This is a genomic window from Bradyrhizobium sp. SZCCT0231 (assembly GCF_018130245.1).
Classification (GTDB): Bacteria; Pseudomonadota; Alphaproteobacteria; order Rhizobiales; family Xanthobacteraceae; genus Bradyrhizobium; species Bradyrhizobium japonicum_F.
On the sequence record NZ_JAFCKP010000016.1, the window covers coordinates 1 to 19,545 of the forward strand.

20 protein-coding genes and 1 pseudogene are annotated in these 19,545 nt (G+C 65.3%); 10 read left to right on the forward strand and 11 right to left on the reverse strand.

Annotation, left to right across the window (positions count from 1 at the left end):
• Window positions 1-203: 203 nt before the first annotated feature.
• On the reverse strand, window positions 204-425 hold the full coding sequence (locus JQ566_RS27510; protein WP_212378243.1) for a dodecin: 222 nt from the start codon (window positions 423-425) through the stop codon (window positions 204-206).
• A gap of 343 nt (window positions 426-768) precedes the next feature.
• Here JQ566_RS27510 and JQ566_RS27515 point away from each other — a divergent pair, with 343 nt between their 5' ends.
• Window positions 769-2,385, forward strand: coding sequence for a hypothetical protein (locus JQ566_RS27515; protein WP_349643361.1), 1,617 nt, complete (start codon window positions 769-771; stop codon window positions 2,383-2,385).
• 23 nt (window positions 2,386-2,408) lie between these two features.
• Here JQ566_RS27515 and JQ566_RS27520 read toward each other — a convergent pair whose 3' ends face one another.
• The 7 genes and pseudogenes from JQ566_RS27520 to JQ566_RS27550 all read right to left on the reverse strand — a co-directional run bounded on the left by JQ566_RS27520 (window position 2,409) and on the right by JQ566_RS27550 (window position 9,484).
• Window positions 2,409-2,966: an HNH endonuclease gene (locus JQ566_RS27520; RefSeq protein WP_212378245.1), complete on the reverse strand. Its 558-nt coding sequence runs from the start codon at window positions 2,964-2,966 to the stop codon at window positions 2,409-2,411.
• Window positions 2,967-3,167: 201 nt separating this feature from the next.
• Window positions 3,168-4,145, reverse strand: a complete 978-nt coding sequence (locus JQ566_RS27525) for a peptidyl-alpha-hydroxyglycine alpha-amidating lyase family protein (protein WP_212378247.1) — start codon at window positions 4,143-4,145, stop codon at window positions 3,168-3,170.
• Window positions 4,146-4,288: 143 nt separating this feature from the next.
• A pseudogene (locus JQ566_RS27530) lies at window positions 4,289-4,543 on the reverse strand (monooxygenase); the annotation flags it as partial.
• Window positions 4,544-4,555: 12 nt separating this feature from the next.
• Window positions 4,556-5,635 (reverse strand): DUF2855 family protein, encoded by a 1,080-nt coding sequence (locus JQ566_RS27535; protein ID WP_212378249.1) that lies wholly within the window; start codon window positions 5,633-5,635, stop codon window positions 4,556-4,558.
• A gap of 100 nt (window positions 5,636-5,735) precedes the next feature.
• Window positions 5,736-7,250, reverse strand: coding sequence for an acyl-CoA synthetase (locus tag JQ566_RS27540; protein ID WP_212378251.1), 1,515 nt, complete (start codon window positions 7,248-7,250; stop codon window positions 5,736-5,738).
• A 23-nt stretch (window positions 7,251-7,273) separates the two neighbouring features.
• A complete protein-coding gene (locus JQ566_RS27545; protein ID WP_212378253.1) occupies window positions 7,274-8,458 on the reverse strand; it encodes an ABC transporter substrate-binding protein in 1,185 nt (394 codons plus the stop codon).
• Window positions 8,459-8,509: 51 nt separating this feature from the next.
• Window positions 8,510-9,484: an NAD(P)H-dependent flavin oxidoreductase gene (locus JQ566_RS27550; RefSeq protein WP_212378255.1), complete on the reverse strand. Its 975-nt coding sequence runs from the start codon at window positions 9,482-9,484 to the stop codon at window positions 8,510-8,512.
• A gap of 178 nt (window positions 9,485-9,662) precedes the next feature.
• On the opposite strand from JQ566_RS27550, the gene JQ566_RS27555 reads away from it, so the two are divergent.
• Window positions 9,663-10,550 carry a LysR family transcriptional regulator gene (locus JQ566_RS27555; RefSeq protein ID WP_212378257.1) on the forward strand — a complete coding sequence of 296 codons (888 nt, stop codon included), beginning with the start codon at window positions 9,663-9,665 and terminating at the stop codon, window positions 10,548-10,550.
• Here the strand turns inward: JQ566_RS27555 and JQ566_RS27560 are convergent.
• On the reverse strand, window positions 10,547-11,200 hold the full coding sequence (locus JQ566_RS27560; protein ID WP_212378259.1) for a DNA-3-methyladenine glycosylase family protein: 654 nt from the start codon (window positions 11,198-11,200) through the stop codon (window positions 10,547-10,549). The two genes, JQ566_RS27555 and JQ566_RS27560, sit on opposite strands and share 4 nt — an antisense overlap.
• Window positions 11,201-11,330: 130 nt before the next feature.
• Here JQ566_RS27560 and gluQRS point away from each other — a divergent pair, with 130 nt between their 5' ends.
• Together gluQRS and JQ566_RS27570 are read left to right on the forward strand one after the other, a co-directional pair.
• Window positions 11,331-12,200, forward strand: coding sequence for a tRNA glutamyl-Q(34) synthetase GluQRS (gene gluQRS, locus JQ566_RS27565; protein ID WP_212378261.1), 870 nt, complete (start codon window positions 11,331-11,333; stop codon window positions 12,198-12,200).
• A 101-nt stretch (window positions 12,201-12,301) separates the two neighbouring features.
• Window positions 12,302-13,585, forward strand: a complete 1,284-nt coding sequence (locus JQ566_RS27570; protein ID WP_212378263.1) for an ATP-binding protein — start codon at window positions 12,302-12,304, stop codon at window positions 13,583-13,585.
• Here JQ566_RS27570 and JQ566_RS27575 read toward each other — a convergent pair.
• Window positions 13,512-14,405 carry a YihY/virulence factor BrkB family protein gene (locus JQ566_RS27575; RefSeq protein ID WP_212378265.1) on the reverse strand — a complete coding sequence of 298 codons (894 nt, stop codon included), beginning with the start codon at window positions 14,403-14,405 and terminating at the stop codon, window positions 13,512-13,514. The genes JQ566_RS27570 and JQ566_RS27575 overlap by 74 nt on opposite strands.
• 308 nt (window positions 14,406-14,713) lie before the next feature.
• On the opposite strand from JQ566_RS27575, the gene JQ566_RS27580 reads away from it, so the two are divergent.
• From JQ566_RS27580 to JQ566_RS27605, 6 genes are all read left to right on the forward strand, one after another.
• Complete coding sequence (locus JQ566_RS27580; RefSeq protein WP_028178512.1) at window positions 14,714-14,908, forward strand: twin transmembrane helix small protein; 195 nt, start codon at window positions 14,714-14,716, stop codon at window positions 14,906-14,908.
• Between the two features lie 2 nt (window positions 14,909-14,910).
• On the forward strand, window positions 14,911-15,483 hold the full coding sequence (locus JQ566_RS27585) for a cob(I)yrinic acid a,c-diamide adenosyltransferase (protein WP_212378267.1): 573 nt from the start codon (window positions 14,911-14,913) through the stop codon (window positions 15,481-15,483).
• A gap of 126 nt (window positions 15,484-15,609) precedes the next feature.
• Window positions 15,610-16,359, forward strand: a complete 750-nt coding sequence (locus JQ566_RS27590; RefSeq protein WP_130363342.1) for an electron transfer flavoprotein subunit beta/FixA family protein — start codon at window positions 15,610-15,612, stop codon at window positions 16,357-16,359.
• Window positions 16,359-17,303 (forward strand): electron transfer flavoprotein subunit alpha/FixB family protein, encoded by a 945-nt coding sequence (locus tag JQ566_RS27595; protein WP_212378269.1) that lies wholly within the window; start codon window positions 16,359-16,361, stop codon window positions 17,301-17,303. Before JQ566_RS27590 ends, JQ566_RS27595 begins: the two co-directional genes overlap by 1 nt.
• Window positions 17,304-17,512: 209 nt before the next feature.
• Entirely contained in the window at window positions 17,513-18,394 is an 882-nt protein-coding gene (locus tag JQ566_RS27600) for a 3-hydroxybutyryl-CoA dehydrogenase (RefSeq protein WP_183246983.1), read from the forward strand.
• A 240-nt stretch (window positions 18,395-18,634) separates the two neighbouring features.
• A complete protein-coding gene (locus JQ566_RS27605) occupies window positions 18,635-18,829 on the forward strand; it encodes a putative motility protein (protein WP_212378271.1) in 195 nt (64 codons plus the stop codon).
• Between the two features lie 6 nt (window positions 18,830-18,835).
• Here JQ566_RS27605 and tlpA read toward each other — a convergent pair whose 3' ends face one another.
• Window positions 18,836-19,501 carry a thiol:disulfide interchange protein TlpA gene (gene tlpA, locus JQ566_RS27610; RefSeq protein WP_212378531.1) on the reverse strand — a complete coding sequence of 222 codons (666 nt, stop codon included), beginning with the start codon at window positions 19,499-19,501 and terminating at the stop codon, window positions 18,836-18,838.
• Between the last annotated feature and the right edge of the window lie 44 nt (window positions 19,502-19,545).

A 19,545-nucleotide genomic window follows, 5' to 3' on the forward strand; every position in this document is an offset into this window, starting at 1 on the left:
GTTTTCCGAAAAGATCATGCTCAAACAAAGACCTAAAGCGCGATGACGATTCATCCAAATCTCATCGCGCTTTAGGCCCGGCCGGATATGGCCGCTACGAGCACAGACCGGCAGCGTACGCTGCTGGTTGACGGCGGGTCAATGGTGGGCTCCGAGAGCGCCGTTCGCGAGGTTTGCCGATCGCGCCCGACGTGGGGCCGCAATCACTCTTCGAGCGTGAAGCCGACGCGCAAGGTTACTTGATAGTGGCCGACGGTGCCGTTGTCGATGTGGCCACGTGTCTGCACCACCTCGAACCACCTCATCTCGCGAACGGTCTTCGACGCGCGGCTGATGGCGTTCTTGATCGCGTCCTCGATCGAGGTCTCGGACGATCCGACCAGGTCCAGGATCTTGTAGACGTGATCGTGCTCGGCTGCGGGCATGATGGCCTCCCCTTCGTTTGATTTGCCGGACGACATCTTCTGCGGCATGCGCGACCGACGCCGTCCGGCTCCTGGTCTGAACGGGCGCCGGAGCTGCCGGTTCCCGCCGCGTGCTCCGGATGCGCAGTGGAGATTGGCGCCGGGGCCTTAAGGGACCGTAACGATACGGCGGCAGACGCCGATGGTCCGGCCGTCAAGGGGCCGCGGAGTGCTCGTTAACGAATAAATGATACATCTGGCCGGCTGCGAAGCCGTGGCAAATCCGGATTAAGCTTTTGTCCCTATCGGATGGATTGCGAAGGTCGGCCGTCGCGCCGACCGCATCTCTGATCTGGGGGGCTTCGTGGGATTCACCGTTGATGATGTCGATCGCCCGAGCAAGGCGGACGGATCATCGTCTGTGGCCCGGCCCATTGGCGCGTGGAGGCGCCCTTCATCCATCGCCTTGCTGTTTTGGCTGTCGCTGCTTGCAGTAGAATTCATGGCGGCGGTGGTGCTGTGCGGCTTTCGCGTCGTCTTCACGCTCGACGACGCCTACATTCACCTTGCCGTGGCAGACCAGATCCTCTCGGGCGGCTACGGCATCAATGCCGGGGAATATTCATCCCCGAGTTCGTCGATCGTCTGGCCCTATATTCTCGCGCTGACGGAGGCGATGCGCCTCGGGATCGCCGGTCCGTTGCTGATCAACGTCGCGGCGGCGGGTGCGACGGTCTTCACGCTCGTGCGTCTGTACGAAACCGGCTCGTTGTTCGACGGCAGCCCGCTGTCCTGGCTGATCGTGCTGCTGCTGGTCTTCAACGTGAGCGCGGTCGCGCTGCCCATGACCGGAATGGAGCACAGCCTGCACGTTTGGGCGACAGTCGCGACCTTTGCCGGCCTCGTGGTGGCCGCGCGCGGATCGGCGCCCTCGCCGGTACACTTCATCGCTCTGGTGCTGCTTCCCTTCATCCGTTTCGAAGGGGCCGCATTCGCCTGTGCGGCGACCGCGGGGTTCGCGATGCTCGGCTACCGACGCTTTGCCGCCGCAGCAGCGGTCGTCATGATAGCCGCCCTTGCGGCCTATCTCGCGTTGATGGCATCCCGCGGGCTGCCGCTCCTGCCGAGCTCGGTGCTTCTGAAAGGCTACCTTGCTAACCTCGATGGGACCACCGGCTCGTACCCCGCCATTGTCCAGAATCTGCTGCGCAGCGTGCTGAGCGCCTACGGGCTGCGGCTGATCCTGCTGGGATTCGCCGTTGCCGCCTGCGCCAATTGGCTGCGCACCGATCGCAGGGCCCTGATCGTTCTCCTGACCGTCCTGGCGGCGGTCGGAGCGCATCTCGTATTTGGTCAATATGGTTGGCTCAATCGCTACGAGGTCTACATCATGGCGCTCGCGACGGCAGCGCTGGTGTGGGGTGCCGCGCAATTCAGGCCCCATGTCCCGGCCGCCCGGTGGGGGCTTGCGAAGGGCGCGCTGGGCGTCATGCTGGGCATGGCGGCGCTGCCTTATGTGACGAGCGCGGTGATATCTCCGGTCGCTGCGAGCGACATCTACGAACAGCAATATCAGATGGCGCGCTTCGCTCACGCGTTCTACCGGCGTGCGGTCGGGGTCAACGATCTCGGCCTGGTCGCCTACGGCAACTCCGACTACGTGCTCGATCTATGGGGTCTTGGATCCGAGCCGGTGCGCAAGGCGAGAACGGCCGGCGAATATGGCCCGGCCGAAATGGATGCCCTGGTGCGTCAACACGATGTCGGGGTGGTGATGATCTACGACGCCTGGTTTCCGCAGGGCGTGCCGTCGGACTGGACCCGGGTCGCTATCCTCCAGACCAGAACCGTGATGCTGTCGCAAAGAAACATTGCGTTCTATCGCACGCCGTTGGGCGACGCTGCAGCCGTGGAAGCGGCGCTCCGTGCCCTCGGCGCGACGCTGCCACCGCGGGACACGCTCCACATCGTCGCGCCATAGCGGCACGCACGATCCCGCGCGCCTTACGGATCCAGCTCCGTATCCCAGTACAGATAATCCAGCCAGCTGTCGTGCAGGTAGTTCGGCGGGAAGAGGCGGCCGTTGCGGTGGAGCTGGTGCACGGTCGGCGCAAACGCCGTCTGGCGCGGAAACATTTTTGCCTGCACCGGCGTGAGGTTGCCCTTGCGCAGATTACACGGCGAGCACGCCGCGACCACGTTCTCCCAGGTGGTCTGGCCGCCTTTGCTGCGCGGGATGATGTGATCGAAGGTGAGGTCTTCGGGCGAGCCGCAATATTGGCAGGCGAAACGATCGCGCAGGAAGACGTTGAACCGGGTAAAGGCAGGATGGGTGGTCGGCTTGACGAAGGATTTGAGCGAAACGACGCTCGGTAATTGCATCTCTAACGTCGGACTTCGAACCGCCTGGTCGTAATGGGCGACGATGTTGACGCGGTCGAGGAACACCGCCTTGATCGCGTCCTGCCACGACCACAGAGACAGTGGGTAGTAACTCAGCGGCCGGAAGTCCGCATTCAGCACCAACACCGGCCAACTGCCTTGCGAGACATGTGCGTTCAAGTAACGCTCCCGGCCTCCAATATACGCTGCGAAGCAGCATGTACTGACATACTACATGCAGCGTGACGGGATTGTGAAGCCCGTTGAGCGACTTATTCAAGCGCAAGCAATGCGGCGGCCGGGTGGCAAAAGTGCTCAAAAAGCCGCGATCCCGCGGGCTCGGAACCGCTCGCCCAGCGTGGGCTGGCTTTGCCATGGCAGCTACTCCCGTACCCGCTCCAGCTTCTGCAGGCACCGCGTCGCGCGCACCGCGGCCGGCATCTCCTCGTCCGGAAAGCTGGTCTCCCAATTGGTGACGCCGACCTCGCCGACATAGATGTCGCCCCTTGAGTCCAATGCGAGCCCATGCGGCGCGAGGAACTTGCCGCTGGCAACGCCCGGGCCCTCCTCGCCGCCGAGCCGTGCGATGCGATTTCCCCTGGCGTCCACGATCGACAGCCGCGGGCCGAGATTGCGCACATTGCGGTTGATGGCAAGGCCGGGGCCGAGCTCACCAATCACGAAGGTCGGGCTCTCGGCCCCACCGCAGCAGCACAGCGCGCAGGGCCGGTGCAGATTGTTCCACTGCGCCTCGTACTTGCCCTCGCCGTCGAACACCTGCACGCGATGGTTCTCGCGGTCGGCGACATAGACCCAGCCGTCGGCATCGGTCGCGATATTGTGCACGATGTTGAACTGGCCGGGATCGGTGCCCGGCTCGCCCCAGCTCTTGATCAGCTTGCCGCCGGGCGTGAACTTGTGCACGCGCGCATTGCCATAGCCGTCGGAGACGTAGATCTCGCCCTTCGGCGACAGCGCGGTGTGGGTGCAGCGGTGGAACGGCTCGCCGCTCATGAACGGCGCCGGCTTTGCCGGGATGCCGATCGTCAGCAGCACTTTGCCGTCGGTCGTGCATTTGCGCACGGTGTGGTCGCCGTCATCGGTGCAATAGAGATTGTCGTCGGCATCGATGTGCAGGCCATGCGCACGGGAGAACAGGCCTTCGCCCCAGCTGCGCAGGAAATTGCCCTCGCGGTCCAGCACGACCATCGGATGGGCGCCGCGGTTGAAGACGTAGATCTGGTCCTTGCTGTCGACCCCGACCGAGGCGACGTCGGTGAGCTGCCAGCCGTCCGGCAGCTTTGCGAAGTTGTCGACGACGCGGTAACGGTGCTCGCCGCTGCCGAGAATGGCTGGCATTGATCTCTCCTCTTGTCATTCCGGGGCACGCGAAGCGTGAACTATGATGCGCAATTGCGCATCTGAGAATCCATCGTACGGCGTTTTCGGGGATAAATGGATTCCGGGCTCGCGCTTCGCGCGCCCCGGAATGACGGCTGTAGCTATATTCGTGCCAGAATCCCTGCCTCGATCGCCTTGATCTGGAGCGCCAGATATTTCGAGTTGATGCGGCATTGGGCGAGGCTGCCGGCGATGAACCAAAGGCCGGGCTGCCGGGTTCGCGCATACATGTTGCGCAGCTCGAAGCCGTCCCCAAAACCCCAGATCGGGCCGACGCGGTCGGCGATGTCATCGCCGAACAGCTTGCGCACCAGATATTCCTGCGGCTTGTAGCCGGTGGAGAGCACGATGAGATCGTCGAAAGCGCCTTACCCGAGCAGCGAGAGCATGTGGCCCTGCTCAGGCGGAATGCGCCCCTTCAGCGTGTCGAGATAGACCTGCCGCACCACATCGGGCCCGCGGCCCTCGACCACGCTCAGGCATCTCTCCAACAGCGGCGCGAAGCCGGACCATGCCGCGCCAAAACGCTGCTCGATACCACCCGGGCCCCATTCCTTGGCACGCTTGCGGATCTGGTCGGGCGCGAAGAACCAGCGCGGTTTTGCACCGGGCAGCTCGCCTTCGTCGGCTTCGGTGGCACGATGCGTCAAACCGACGCGCACCGAGCATTTCATCTGCTCGCCGAAATGCCGGTGCAGCGCGGCCCGCAGTGCGCTGTTGCCGGCCATGTCGACGAAGGCGACCGGGGCCTCCGTTGGCAACGACGTCACGCGGTCATAGGTGATGACCTCGTCATAACAGCCGAGCGACGTCACGAAGCCTGTGTTTCCAGCCGATGTCAGCCCGATCACCTTGCGCCCGCGCGTGTGAAGCAGGTGGGCGAGCCCGAACGCGGTCTTGCTCGATGCGCTCGAGAGCAGCACGGCGCGCGCGCCGAAATCGTCGTTCTCGGCGAGGAAGTCGTCGACCAGGAACGACAGCATGAACAACGGCCGCAGCAGCGCCTGGTAATCGCCCTGCCGCCCGGCGTAAGCAGGGTCGCCGCCGACGCGTGCATAGGCGTTGTAGACCGGCGCTACGCCCTGCCGGTGGGCGGCACCGTCGCGCAAGCCGCGCTTGCTGACGTCGGTGGCCTCGATGACAAGATGCGTCGCCATCGGGAAATAGCCGAACAGGCGCTCACCGACGGGTACGTTCGGATGTGTTGAGGCGATGACCTCGCCAAAGCCCCATACCGGAATGTTGCCGAAGCCAGTCGGCGCCGGAAACAGCTGCCAGTATTTCAGCTCGTCGCCGAGCACGGCATAGGTGATGTTGTTGGCGGTCAGCGCAAAGCGGTCGACCTTCACCAGCAGGGCGTCCTGCGGCAGCGCATCCGGAAGCGCGGTCGCGACCGTCTTGCAATTTTCGAAATCGTCGCGCGCAACGATGAAATCGGTGGCTGTCATGATGTCGATCCCGGCTCGTGTCCGTGCCGGCATCTCATCGGTCATGGGCGCGTCGTTTGCAACCGCAACATAGTTTTAAACGCTGTTTATCAGCGTCCCGCTAGGTGCGGTCCGCCCAATAGGGATCGCGCAGCTTACGCTTGAAGATCTTCCCGGTCGCCTCGCGGGGCAGCGCATCCAGGAACTGGATCTCCTTCGGCACCTTGAAGTTGGCCAAGCGCTCGCGCAGAAAAGCCTGCACCGCGGCGGCCGAGAGCTGCGCACCCGACTCCGGCTCGATGCAGGCGCACAATCGCTCGCCAAATTCGGCGTCGGGGATGCCGAACACGGCGCAATCGCGCACGCCAGGCATCGCGATCAGCGCGTTCTCGATCTCGGCGGGATAGATGTTGACGCCGCCCGATATCACCATGTCGCGCTTGCGGTCGCACAGGAACAGATAGCCGTCCTCGTCGAGATAGCCGACGTCGCCGACGCTGACGAGGCCGTCGCGCCCGGCCTCGGCCCGCGCCTGCGCCTTGCCGTGATAGTCGAAATCGGGCACCGCGGTCTGGCGCATGTAGATCTCGCCGACCTCACCAGCGCCGCAGAGGCTGCCGTCATCGCGAAAAATCTTGACGATGCCGCCTTCGATGGCGCGGCCGACCGTGCCGGGCTTCTTCAGCGCCTCTTCGGCCGAGTGCCAGACCGGGATGCCGGTCTCGGTCGAGCCGAAATATTCGTTGATCACCGGTCCCCACCAGTCGATCATGGCCCGCTTCACCTCGGGCGGGCAGGGCGCCGCACCGTGCACGACGAAGCGCAGCGACGAGAGGTCGTAACGCTGCCTGACCGTTTCGGGCAGGCGCAGCAGACGGACGAACATGGTCGGCACCATGTGGATGTGCGTCACACGGTGACGCTCGATCAGCGCCAGCAGCTCCTCGGCGTCGAACCGCGCCTGGAGCACGATGGTGCAGCCGTTGCGGAAGGCCATCATGCCGTAGGAATGCGGCGCCGAGTGATACATCGGCCCGTTGATCAGCACGACCTGGTCCTCGCGCGGCTTGATGCCGTAGGCGATCGCACCGACGCGCTCGGAGGCGGCGGCCTGTTCCGGCTGCATCGGCATGCGCCGAACGCCCTTCGGCATGCCTGTCGTCCCCGAGGTGTAGATCATCGCCGCGGCCCGGCGCGGCGGCTGCTGGGTTTCCGTGTGGCCGTCGCGCCAGCGGTCCCAATCGGTCAGTCCCGCCGGGACTTGGGTCAGCTCGGGTGGAATGGCAAAGGTTGCCGCGAGCTCCGGCGGCGTTGCGACGACGAGCAGGCGAACATGCTCGGGCAGGCCGGTGCGGATCTGCGGCAGCAGGTCGGCATGGCAGACCAGGATCTTCGCGCCGCTGTCGGTCAGGATGTAACGGACCTCCTCGGCCTTGAGGTGCCAGTTGATCGGCACCACGGGGCTGCCCAGTGCGGCCGAGGCCGCGACCACCTCGAACAAGGCGAAATCGTTGCGCAGCATCATGGCAACCGGCGCGGCTTCGGCAAGGCCGAGGATGCGCAGCCCGCTCGCCGCGCGTTTGATGCGCGCCTGGATCTCGTCATAGCCGATCCGGCGTTCGCCGCTGATGATCATGGCCTGTCCTTATTCCGTTCGAGTCAGCGATCGTCCAGCACGTCGCCGAAGCCGACCCAGCTCTTGCCGTTGAAGCGCCGCAGCTGGAGCTGCTGGAACGGCAGATAGTCGTCGGGGCCGGTGGTAACGGATATGCCCGGCAGCAGCAGCGGCAGCTTCACGTCCTTAAGCGAAGCGGCCTGGCGCAGGATGTTGTCGCGGCTGACATCATCCTTGCATGCCTTCAGCACCGTCATCAGCAGCGTCGCGTAGTGGTAGCCGGCCGCGTAGTTGGAATTGGAAAGGTCCGCGTTCGGCATGTATTGCTTCATGAAGGCGAAATACTCCTTCACGCCGGGATCGCTGGCCCATTGCGGGTCCATCGTGTCCTTCTGGTTGCTCGACGAGATCAGGCCGACCGCGTTGTCGAGCCCGGCCGGCTCCAGGAACGAGATCGACGAGGCCGAGGTCGGCACGAAGAACAGCTCGGGTTTCCAGCCGATCTCGGCGACGCCCTTGATCATCTGCGAGGTGAACTTGCCGAGCACGACGCCGAACAGCACGTCGGCCCCTGACGCCTTCAGGGTCGAGAGCTGCGAACTGATCGTCGGCGCGCTGGTCTCGTAGGTCGCCTCCGCCACGATCATGCTGGCGGCCTTGGCGCCGAGCGCGCGCTTGAAGCCCGCGACATAATCGCGGCCGAAATCGTCGTTTTGGGACAGGATGGCGATCTTCGCGTCGGGCTTGGTCCGCAGCACGTGCTTGGCATAGACCACGCCCTCGGATTCGTAGGCGGCCATGCCGGGCATGGTCCACGGATATTTCTGCGGATCGGCCCATTTGGTCGCGCCCGAAAGCACGAACAGCTGCGGCACCTTCTTGCCGTTGAGATAGCGCTGCACGGCGCTGTTGGTGGCCGTGCCGAGCGAGCCGAACATCATCAGCACCTCGTCCTGCTCCACCAGCTTGCGGGTCTGCTCGACCGTCTTCGGCGGCGAATAGGCATCGTCCAGCGTGATGAATCTGACCTTGCGGCCGTTGATGCCGCCCTCGGCATTGATCTTCTCGAAGAAGGCTTCCTGCGTCCGTCCGATCGCCCCGAAACCGGAGGCCGGGCCGCTATAGGGCAGGGTCTGTCCGATCCGGATCTCATCGCTGCCTTCGGCATGGGCGCCGCCGCCGGCGAGCGCCAGCAGGGACAGGCCGATCAATGCGGCTGCCAGCTTCATGATGTCCTCCCGTTTTTGTTGCCAGTCCAGTTTTCTTGTCGGACCAAGCCGTCAGGCGCTTGCGCGCATCAGGAAATCCTGCCGGGCCTGATCGAATTCACCCTTCATGCGGTCGACGAGCTCCGCCACGGGAGGGACATCGGTGATCTGGCCGATGCCCTGGCCCGATCCCCAGATGTCGCGCCACGCTTTCGATTTCATGTTGCCGCCGGAGCCGAAATTCATCTTCGATTTGTCTGCGGCCGGGAGATTGTCCGGGTCCAGCCCTGCGGCAGCGATCGACGGGCCGAGATAATTGCCGTGCACGCCGGTGAACAGGTTGGTGTAGACGATGTCGTGCGCGGCGTGTTGTGTCAGCGCCGATTTGTAGGCTTCGTCGGCGTTGGCTTCCTGCGTGGCGATGAAGCGCGTCCCCATATAAGCGAGGTCGGCGCCCAGCGTCAGCGCGGAGGCGATGCCAAAGCCGTCGCTGATCGCGCCTGACAGCAGGATGGCGCCGCCAAACCATTGCTTGACCTCGCGCACCAGCGCGAAGGGCGACAGCGTGCCGGCATGTCCGCCCGCGCCGGCGCAGACCAGGATCAGGCCGTCGACGCCCTGCTCGGCGGCCTTGCGGGCGTGCTTGACGTTGATGACGTCGTGGAACACCAGCCCGCCATAGGAATGCGCGGCCTCGACGATCTCCGCCGGCGGCCGCAGCGAGGTGATGATGATGGGCGCCTTGTGCTTTACGCAGGTCTCCATGTCCTTCATCAGCCGGTCGTTGGAGGCATGGCAGATCTGATTGACGGCGTAGGGCGCGACCTTCTTGCCGGGATTGCGCGATCTGTATTCGCCGAGCTCGTCCTCGATCCGGCTCAGCCATTCGTCGAGCTTCTCGACCGGGCGAGCATTGAGCGCTGGAAACGAGCCGACAACGCCCGCCTTGCATTGGGCGATCACCAGCTCCGGGCCGGAGACGATGAAGAGCGGCGAGCCGACGACGGGCAGCTCGAGCGAATCCTTCAAGAGAGTAGGCAGCGCCATCATGTCCTCCCGAAACGCAGCCCCGCCGGCGGGCGGATGACGAGGCGTTTCCCTGTTGATTGTCGCGCGGGCGGAGTGCCGCCCGTGTTGCGGATTTGATCCCACTATAAGGTTGGACGGCGCGCCCCGGCCGTTCAATAATGAACGGACGGTCATCCAACTATGAACAGGGCTGCCGATGGACTGGGACCTTTGCAAGACCTTCGTCGCGGTTGCCGATACCGGCAGCTTCACCGCCGCCGCCCGCCGGCTGCACACCAGCCATCCCACCGTCAGCCGCAAGATCGCGGCGCTGGAAGCCCAGCTCGGCACCCGATTGGTGGCGCGCGCCGCCGACGGTCTGGCGCTGACGGCGGATGGAAGGACGTTGCGCGAGCACGCCGAGGCCATGGCGGCGGCGGCGCTACGGGCTGAGACCGCGGTCGCGGCGGGAGGACACAAGGCGCGCGGCATCGTCAAGCTGTCGATCGGCGCGACGCTGGCTTCGCATTGGCTGATGCCGCGCTTGCCTGCCTTCCTGCGTGCGCACGATCATATCCAGCTCGAGATCATCACCCATCCGTTTCCGGCGAGCGTGCGCCGGCGTGAGGCGGACGTGGTGCTGCGGCCCTTCGACAGCGGCGAGGAGAACCTGGTCGGCCGCAAGATCGGCCGTCTCGGCACGGGATTCTACGCCTCGCGCGATTATGCCGCCGGGCGGTCCTTGCCTGAACGCCGCGGCGAGTGGAAGGAGCACAGCGTCATCGGCTTCGCCGACCAGACGTCCAATGCGCAGCTTGCGCGCTGGAGCGACGTCGTCACGCGGCAGGCGAGGGTGGTGATGCGCTGCTCGTCCCAGGGGGACATGCTGGCGGCGGTCCGCGCCGGGATCGGAATCTCGGCGCTGTCGTGCTTCGTCGCCGAAACCTATTCCGATCTCGTGCGCGTCGCCCCGCAGAAGCTCGCCAGCGTCGCGGATCTCTGGCTCTTGGCCCATCCCGACCTCGTCGAGCTCCCGGCGGTGCGCGCCGTGGTCGATTTCGTCGCTGAATGCGCCCGGGCCGACCGCGCGAGGCTGCGGGGTTAGCCCGATGCCGCCAGCACGCCCTCGCGCTTCTTCACGGCACGATAATAGCTCCACCACAGATGCGCCGCCGCACCGCGCAGCGGGCGCCAGGGTTCGGCGAGCGGCGCCATCTGCTTCTCCGTCGGCCGCGCCTTGAGGCCGAGCCCGATGCGGATGCCCTCCTGCACGGCGAGGTCGCCGGCCGGCCAGGCATCGCCGTGGCCGAGGCAGAACAGCAGGTAGACGTCGGCGGTCCAGGGGCCGATGCCGGGCAGCGCGATCAGCGTGTGATGCGCGGCGTCGGCATCTTCCTCCGCGAGCACGTCGAGGTTCAGCCGCTGCGCGGTGATCTCGCGGGCGAGATGCTTCAGCGTCTTGATCTTGGCGGCGGAGAGGCCGAGCCGCCCCAGTCGGTCGGTGCGGGCACGGCGCACGGCCTCATGGTCGAATGGATTGAAGGCAGCGGACAGTCGCCCCCAGATCGCCGCCGCGCTGGCGGTCGAGAGCTGCTGCCCGCAGACGATGTGCGCGAGCCCGGTAAAGCCCGGCTCGCGCCGCCGCAACGCCGGCATGCCCGCGATCTCGAGCACGGGTTTGAGACGCGGATCGCGCTTGATCAGCGCGTGGACGGCTTCTTCGAGGTCGGATTGGGTTTCGAGGTGGATGGTCATGGTGGGCTCGGTACGCTCTCTCCGGCGTCGTGGCCGGGCTTGACCCAGCCATCCATCTCCTATCGTAACAGAGTCATGGAGGATGGATGGCCGGGTCAAGCCCCGGCAATGACGGATACACCGAGAACTCATGCCACCCGTTTTCCGATTTGCCCCCAGCCCGAACGGGCTCCTCCATCTCGGCCACGCCTATTCGGCGCTGCTGAACTTCGATCGCGCGCTTAAGACCGGGGGGCGGCTGTTGCTGCGGATCGAGGACATCGACGCGACACGCTGCCGGCCGGACTATGAGACGGCGATCTATGAGGACCTTGCCTGGCTCGGGATCGCCTGGGAGGCGCCGGTGCGACGGCAGTCGGAGCATCTTTCCGACTATCGCGCCGCGCTCGAAAAGCTCTCTGCGCTCGGGCTCGTCTATCCCGCCTTCGAAAGCCGGGCCGAGATCGCAAGGCTGGTGGCCGCGCGCGAGGCCGATGGGCCGTGGCCGCGCGATCCCGATGGCGCGCCGCTTTATCCCGGTGATGCCAAATCGCTGTCGGCTGACGAGCGGACACAACTGATCGCCTCGGGCGCGCCCTACGCGCTCCGGCTCGACATGGCGGCCGCCTGCCGCCGCGCCGCCGGCCTGAGCTGGAACGAGCTCGGCGAGGGGCCCGATGGCGAGCGCGGCATCGTCCCTGCGCGGCCGGAGGCCTGGGGCGACGTGGTCCTGGCCCGCAAGGAGACGCCGACCAGCTACCATCTGTCGGTGGTCGTCGACGACGCGCTCCAGGGCATCAGCGAGATCGTGCGGGGCCAGGACCTGTTTTACGCCACCTCGGTGCACCGCTTGCTTCAGGTCCTGCTCGGCCTGCCCGAGCCCGCCTATCGCCATCACCGGCTGATTCGCGATGAGGCCGGCCGGAAGTTGTCGAAGTCGAACCGCTCGACTGGTCTGCGCGAATTGCGCGCGGCCGGCATCACGGCTGCCCGCATCCGCCAGCTGGTGGGATTAGGTTAAGTTTCTCTGGGGGTTAGCAAAACGTCGCCGTGACTCCGGGTGTTCCTCCGTGCCATGCTTGGCCAGCGCGGGGTTCGAAGAGGGTACTTCGAAGGGGTTTCATGGCGGCGAAAACGCGTCCAGTGCGCACCACGCGGACGTCCAGGCGGCTGCCTCGGAAGCGGCCCAGGGCGGCCGGCCGGTTGCGCAAGCGCAGCAGCACCAAGACCGTCGCGCCGGACGTCGTCCAGGCGGCGCTGGCCGCCTTTGCCCATGAGGTCCGCACCCCCCTGACTGGCATTCTGGCGATCAGCGACCTGCTCGCGACGTCCGATCTCGGCGAACGGGAGCGGCGCTGGGCCGACACCATCAAGGCCGGCGCCGAGCATCTGGCGAGCCTTGCCACGCTGTTCGTGGACGCTGCCAGAACGGGCAAGGGCGCCGGAAAGGGCGGCAGCACGCTGCGGCAGGACCTGTTCGACCTCAGGACGCTTGCCCGCAACGCCGGCGATTCGCTGGCCGGCCGCGCCGCGGCCAAAGGTCTCCAGGCCGAGGTCAAGATCTTCGAAAAGCTGCCTGGGCTCGTGGTCGGCGATCCCGTCCGCCTGCGCGCTGCGCTCGAGAACCTGATCGACAATGCCGTGAAATTCACCGACCAGGGCGGCGTGGCGCTCGCAGTCGAGCCATGGCGTCCCGCCAAAGGGAAAGCGAAGGGCAAGTCAAAAGAGAAGGGCAGGGTCGGCGTCGCCTTTGCGGTCTCCGACAGCGGCATCGGCCTCACCATGGCCGAGATCAAGCGGCTGTTCCGCCCGTTCACCCAGGCCAATGTCACCATCGCCTCGCGCTTCGGCGGCGCCGGCTTGGGGCTCTCCTCGGTCAAGCAATTGGCGCGTGCGATGGGCGGCGACATCACTGTCGCTCCGCGCCGCGGCGGCGGCGCCACCTTCACGTTGACGGTGTCGCTGGACGCAGCGGGATCGGGCAGGACCCGCAAGACGAAGAACGGCAGCGAGCCCGAGGCGGTGGCCGCCCTTCGCGTGCTCAGCGTCGAGGACAATCCGTTCGGCCGTGTCGTGCTCAACACCATCCTGACCGAGCTTGGCCATCATGCCGAGTTCATCGGGCGCGGCGAGGATGCCGTGAACCGGCTGGAGCAGGGTGCGTTCGACGCGGTGCTGATGGACATGGTGCTGCCGGGCATCGACGGCATCGAGGCCATCAGGCGGATCCGCGCGCTGCCGACGCCGCTGGCTCAGATCCCGATCATCGGCGTGTCCGGCCGCGGTGAGGACGAGGCGGCCTCGCGCGAGGCCGGCGCCGACGCCTTCCTGGTCAAGCCTGTGTCTCCGCGGGCGCTAGCGACTGCGCTGCTTGAAGCGACACGCCGTGAGGCAGCCGCGACTTGATGATCGCGGCGTTGAGCTCTCCGCCGTAAACGAAGATCGCGGCGATGAAATACAGGAACACCAGCGCGATGATCACCGAGGCGAGCCCCGCATACATCGTGACGTAGTTGTTGGCGAAGCGCGCCAGATATTGTCCGAACACGATACCGGAGATCAGCGACGCCACGATGGTGAAGACGATGCCGGGCAGTATCTGGAGGAAGCCGCGCCGTCCCGCCGGCAGCCAGGCATGCAGGATGATCAACGCCACCACCAGCGCACTGATGGTGATGCCGTAGCGCAGCCAGGTGAGGATGCTTTCGTTCGATTCGACGAACAGCGGAATGTGGCGGCGCGCGGCCTCGATGATCAGCGGGCCGAGCACGATCAGGAACGCCATGGCGAGCGCAGTGAAGGCTGCAATCAGCGTGTAGGCAATCGATTCCAGCCGCAGCCAGTACCAGCGCCGCATCTCCACCACCGCATAGGCGCGGTTGAGCGCGACCCGGAGCGCCTCGACGCCATTCGAGGCGAAATAGACCGACAGCGCCGCGCCGATGGTCAGAATGCCGGTGCGGGTGGTGGTCAGCACGTCATGCACCTCGCCCGAGATCGAATCGGCGACCTGCTTGGGCCAGATCTGCAGCATCAGGCTGGCGGCCTGGTCGGCGAGTTCCTTGGAGCCGACGAAGCCGGCGAGCGAGGTCAGCACGATCAGGAACGGGAATAGCGCCATCAGCGTCGACAGCGCGATGTGGCTTGCGATCGCCCAGCCGTCGTCGGCGAGGAACGTGTAGAACGCGTCCATCACGACGACGTAGATGTAGCGGATCGCTTTCACGGCTTGCCCTGTACTGCTCCCTCCTCCCGCTTGCGGGCGGAGGGGAAGACGGTCGGCGAGGGACACAAATCGGAAATCATTTAGGCAGCTTCTGACATTATTGGCTCAAAAGCCAGATCGCGAAGCGCCCCGCCGTCATTCCGGGGCGCGCGAAGCGCGAGCCCGGAATCCATCTAGCCGCAGCGCAAGTGGCGCGATGGATTCCGGGCTCGACGCGCCGGCCTCGCTTCGCTCGGTCCCGCCGCATCGCCCCGGAATGACGAACTGGGGAGATGGCGGACCGCCGCACACGGTGTTATCTAGCCCCAATGGCATCTCTCCTGAGTACTTTCATCCTGCCGGCGGCAGCCGGCGCCGTGGCGTTGGTGCTGCTGCTCGGGCTCATCAACATGATGCGCGGTGGTTCGCCCAACACCTCGCAGAAGCTGATGCGCTGGCGCGTGCTGCTTCAGTTCGTGGCGATCATCATCGCGATGCTCGCGGTCTGGGCGATGGGACGTTAATCATGGTGGTGCTGAACCGCATCTACACGAAGACCGGTGACGACGGCACGACGGCGCTCGGAACCGGCGAGCGGCGTCCGAAATACGATCTGCGCATCGAGGCCTATGGCACCGTTGACGAGACCAACGCTGCGATCGGCGTGGTCAGGCTCCACACCCGGGACATGCCCGAGTTCGATGCGATGCTCGGCCGCATCCAGAATGATCTGTTCGACCTCGGCGCCGATCTCGCCGTGCCCGAACGGGAGGGGAAAGCCGAGCGGCTGCGGGTGGTGACGAGCCAGGTCGAGCGGCTCGAGCGCGACATCGACACGCTCAACGACAAGCTCGCGCCGCTGACCTCCTTCGTGCTTCCCGGCGGCACGCCGGCCGCTGCCTATCTGCATGTGGCGCGCACGATATGCCGCAGGGCGGAACGCGTGATCGTGGAACTGGCGGCTCGGCCCGGCGAGCCGGTCAGCGCGGCTGGCATCCAATATATGAACCGCCTGTCCGACTTCCTGTTCGTGGCCAGCCGGGCCGCTAACGGCAATGGCGCCGGCGATGTGCTCTGGGTTCCCGGCCAGAACCGCTGACCCATCGCGCTCCCGCATTTCAGAAGGCCAAAATTAGACCCGTTCGCGCGTTGACCGGGGCAGATCAGGCCTTTAGGTTCCGCGCCAGTTGATAACCCCCTTCCCAAATTGAGTGAAAGAGGATCGATGAAGGTCTTAGTGCCGGTAAAGCGGGTGGTCGATTACAACGTCAAGGTCCGCGTCAAGGGCGATGGATCGGGCGTTGAACTCGCCAACGTCAAGATGTCGATGAACCCGTTCGATGAAATCGCGGTAGAGGAAGCGTTGCGCCTGAAGGAAGCCGGCAAGGCGACCGAGGTCGTCGTGGTCTCCATTGGACCTGCGCAGGCATCGGAGACGATCCGCACCGGTCTTGCCATGGGCGCCGATCGCGGCATCCTGGTGAAGGCCGAAGGCACCGTCGAGCCGCTCGCCGTCGCCAAGATCCTGAAGAAGGTTGCCGAAGAAGAGCAGCCCGGCCTGATCATCCTCGGCAAGCAGGCGATCGACGACGACAGCAATCAGACCGGCCAGATGCTGGCCGCGCTGCTCGGCTGGTCGCAGGCGACCTTCGCCTCCAAGCTCGAGGTCGAAGGCTCTGACTTCAAGGTCACCCGCGAAGTCGATGGTGGCTTGCAGACCGTGAAGCTGAAGGGACCGGCGATCGTCACCACCGATCTCCGCCTCAACGAGCCGCGCTACGCCTCGCTGCCCAACATCATGAAGGCCAAGAAGAAGCCGATCGCGGAGAAGACCGTCGCCGATTACGGCGTCGACGTCGCCGCGCGTCTCGAGGTTCTCAAGACGACGGAGCCGGCGGGCCGCAAGGCAGGCGTCAAGGTCAAGGACGTCGCCGAGCTGGTGTCGAAACTCAAGAACGAAGCCGGGGTGCTCTGATGACGACGCTTCTGATTGCCGAACACGACAATGCGTCGCTCAAGGATGCGACCAACAAGGCCCTCACCGCGGCTGCCGCGCTCGGCGCGGATGTCGAGGTGCTGGTCGCCGGAAAGAACGCCAAGGCCGCGGCGGATGCCGCTGCCAAGCTCGCCGGCGTCAAGAAGGTGCTGCTCGCCGATGGCGATCTCTACGCGCACGATCTCGCCGAGCCGCTGGCCGCACTGGTCGTGTCGCTGGCGTCCGGCTATGACGCGATCGTCGCGCCGGCGACCTCGCGCTTCAAGAATGTGATGCCGCGCGTCGCAGCCCTGCTCGACGTCATGCAGGTCTCGGAGATCATCAAGGTGGTCGCGCCCGACACCTATGAGCGCCCGATCTATGCCGGCAACGCCATCCAGACCGTGAAGTCGAAGGACGCCAAGAAGGTCATCACGGTGCGGACCTCAACCTTCACTGCTGCAGGTGAAGGCGGCAGCGCGCCGGTCGAGACCGTGGCGGCGGCGGCCGATCCGGGTCTGTCGACCTTCGTCGGCGAGGAAGTCGCCAAGAGCGACCGTCCCGAACTGACCTCGGCCAAGATCATCGTCTCCGGTGGCCGGGCCATGCAGAGCCGCGAGAACTTCGCCAAGTACATCGAGCCGCTCGCCGACAAGCTGGGCGCCGGTGTCGGTGCCTCGCGCGCGGCGGTCGATGCCGGCTATGCGCCGAACGACTGGCAGGTCGGGCAGACCGGCAAGGTCGTGGCGCCCGAGCTCTATGTCGCGGTCGGCATTTCCGGCGCCATCCAGCATCTGGCCGGCATGAAAGACTCCAAGGTGATCGTTGCGATCAACAAGGACGAGGACGCGCCGATCTTCCAAGTCGCCGATTACGGCCTGGTCGCCGATCTCTACCAGGCGGTTCCGGAGCTGACGGCCGAACTCGGCAAGCTCGGCAAGTAAAAGGCATCACAAACACCGGCCGGAGGTATAAACTCCGGCCGGTGTTGCATTTCTGAGGCGTTTTCTTTGGCGTGGGGCACGCCTTCGAAGCGATCCAATCTAGGTTTCGAGCCAAGGTTCTGATTAAATCAGGCTTCTGGTCAAATCAGACCTCCCGGCTCGGGGGATAGGCAGGGCGCGATATGCGCGCCGTTCCGGTGGATGACATTATGGCGGCAGTGATCAAGAAGGTCGGCGTGATCGGCGCGGGTCAGATGGGCAATGGCATCGCGCATGTTGCGGCGCTGGCCGGCTTCGACGTGGTGCTCAACGACGTTTCGGCCGATCGCCTCAAGTCGGGCATGGCCACCATCAACGGCAATCTGGCGCGCCAGGTCTCCAAGAAGGTCGTCACCGAGGAGGCCAAGACCCAGGCGCTGGCGCGCATCGTGGCCGCCGAGAAGCTCGACGACCTCGCCGACTGCGATCTCGTGATCGAGACCGCGGTCGAGAAGGAAGAGGTCAAGCGCAAGATCTTCCACGAGCTCTGCGCGCTGTTGAAGCCGGAGGCGATCGTCGCCTCCGATACGTCCTCGATCTCGATCACGCGGCTGGCCGCCGCCACCGACCGGCCCGAGCGCTTCATCGGCATCCACTTCATGAATCCGGTGCCGCTGATGGAGCTGGTCGAGCTGATCCGCGGCATCGCCACCGACGATGCGACCTTCGAGGCGTCCAAGGAATTCGTCGCCAAGCTCGGCAAGCAGGTCGCGGTCTCCGAGGATTTCCCGGCCTTCATCGTCAACCGCATCCTGCTGCCGATGATCAACGAGGCGATCTACACGCTGTATGAAGGCGTCGGCAATGTCGAGGCGATCGACGCCGCGATGAAGCTTGGCGCCCATCATCCGATGGGCCCGCTCGAGCTTGCCGATTTCATCGGCCTCGACACCTGTCTCTCCATCATGCAGGTGCTGCATGAGGGGCTCGCCGATTCCAAGTATCGCCCGTGCCCGCTGCTGGTGAAATACGTCGAGGCCGGCTGGCTCGGTCGCAAGACCCAGCGCGGCTTCTACGACTACCGCGGCGCCAAGCCGGTTCCGACGCGGTAAGGCGGTTTCGCGCCCCGGACGCAGTGCAGCGCGCCAGCGATGCGCTGCAGAGCCGGGGCCCAGAAACGGCGTGCACGCTGGGGCATGGGTCCCGGCTCTGCGGCGCGTCACCATAGTGCGTCGAAGACGCGCGTGAACGCGCTTATGGTGCCGCGCCTTGTTCGGGACACGAGAATTCCCTCCGCTCACCTCCCATTAACCCCTCGCGCCTAGGTTACGCCCGGAACGAGGGTTCGCGTAATGGACATGATGGCAATGGTCAGCACCATGCTGGCCGCTCAGCAAGGCGCGCTGCAGTCGAATATTGCGGCGACGCTGACCAAGCAGAACATGGATATGGAGAAATCCACCGTCCTGACGCTGCTCGGTGCCGGTCAGCCTTCGCTCGCCAATGTCGCCCCCGGCGTCGGCAGCAATCTCAACGTCACCGCCTGAACCAATCTAGAGCGACGCGGCAGCCTTGCCGGTCGCGGCGCGGATCAGCTCGAGCGCGTCCTCGCTCGCCCATTCCGCCGGCCCCGCGATCGTCGCGATCTCGCAGCCTTGGGGGTCGACCAGCACCGAGGTCGGCATGCCAAGTGCCCGGCCTATGGCCTTAAGATCCTGAAAAACCTTGGCTTTCTGGTCGCTGAAATAGCCGAGCCGGGTCAGATTGGCATCTTTCAGGAAGGTTTTCGGCTTCTCGGGGTCGCGGGTGTCGATATTGATCGCCACCACCTCGAAATTCGGGCCCGACAGCTTGCCCTGGAGCTCGTCCAGCGCTGGCATCTCTTTTCGACAAGGCACGCACCAGGTCGCCCAGAGGTTCACCAGCAGCGTCTTGCCGCGGAAGTCGGACAGCTTTTTCGGCTTGCCGTCCGCGTCCTCGAAGGCGAGGTCGGGCAGCTTCAACGGGACGCTCGCCATGGTCAGCGCCGCCACCTCGCCATGGGCGAGCGGGGCAATCTTCTGCGCCGTAGCCACCGCTGTCCGGCATGCAGGGTCGCCTGACGGCGCCCGGCTGAGGCCTAGCCCGTACAGCGCGGCGAAGCCGGCCAGTCCTCCGATCGCCACGGTGGCGATGACGAGGGGGATGCGGCGCGTGGCGGAGGGCTTCTGGTCGAGCATATCGTTTGTCATCCGGTCGCAGATATGGCTATCAGGGGCCTCTT

Excerpts from the sequence above, each read along its gene's own strand:
- JQ566_RS27510 (WP_212378243.1), bottom strand. The coding sequence starts at position 425 with ATGCCCGCAGCCGAGCACGATCACGTCTACAAGATCCTGGACCTGGTC.
- JQ566_RS27525 (WP_212378247.1), bottom strand. The coding sequence starts at position 4,145 with ATGCCAGCCATTCTCGGCAGCGGCGAGCACCGTTACCGCGTCGTCGAC.
- JQ566_RS27535 (WP_212378249.1), bottom strand. The coding sequence starts at position 5,635 with ATGACAGCCACCGATTTCATCGTTGCGCGCGACGATTTCGAAAATTGC.
- JQ566_RS27540 (WP_212378251.1), bottom strand. The coding sequence starts at position 7,250 with ATGATCATCAGCGGCGAACGCCGGATCGGCTATGACGAGATCCAGGCG.
- JQ566_RS27545 (WP_212378253.1), bottom strand. The coding sequence starts at position 8,458 with ATGAAGCTGGCAGCCGCATTGATCGGCCTGTCCCTGCTGGCGCTCGCC.
- JQ566_RS27550 (WP_212378255.1), bottom strand. The coding sequence starts at position 9,484 with ATGGCGCTGCCTACTCTCTTGAAGGATTCGCTCGAGCTGCCCGTCGTC.
- JQ566_RS27555 (WP_212378257.1), top strand. The coding sequence starts at position 9,663 with ATGGACTGGGACCTTTGCAAGACCTTCGTCGCGGTTGCCGATACCGGC.
- JQ566_RS27560 (WP_212378259.1), bottom strand. The coding sequence starts at position 11,200 with ATGACCATCCACCTCGAAACCCAATCCGACCTCGAAGAAGCCGTCCAC.
- gluQRS (WP_212378261.1), top strand. The coding sequence starts at position 11,331 with ATGCCACCCGTTTTCCGATTTGCCCCCAGCCCGAACGGGCTCCTCCAT.
- JQ566_RS27570 (WP_212378263.1), top strand. The coding sequence starts at position 12,302 with ATGGCGGCGAAAACGCGTCCAGTGCGCACCACGCGGACGTCCAGGCGG.
- JQ566_RS27580 (WP_028178512.1), top strand. The coding sequence starts at position 14,714 with ATGGCATCTCTCCTGAGTACTTTCATCCTGCCGGCGGCAGCCGGCGCC.
- JQ566_RS27585 (WP_212378267.1), top strand. The coding sequence starts at position 14,911 with ATGGTGGTGCTGAACCGCATCTACACGAAGACCGGTGACGACGGCACG.
- JQ566_RS27590 (WP_130363342.1), top strand. The coding sequence starts at position 15,610 with ATGAAGGTCTTAGTGCCGGTAAAGCGGGTGGTCGATTACAACGTCAAG.
- JQ566_RS27595 (WP_212378269.1), top strand. The coding sequence starts at position 16,359 with ATGACGACGCTTCTGATTGCCGAACACGACAATGCGTCGCTCAAGGAT.
- JQ566_RS27600 (WP_183246983.1), top strand. The coding sequence starts at position 17,513 with ATGGCGGCAGTGATCAAGAAGGTCGGCGTGATCGGCGCGGGTCAGATG.
- JQ566_RS27605 (WP_212378271.1), top strand. The coding sequence starts at position 18,635 with ATGGACATGATGGCAATGGTCAGCACCATGCTGGCCGCTCAGCAAGGC.
- tlpA (WP_212378531.1), bottom strand. The coding sequence starts at position 19,501 with ATGCTCGACCAGAAGCCCTCCGCCACGCGCCGCATCCCCCTCGTCATC.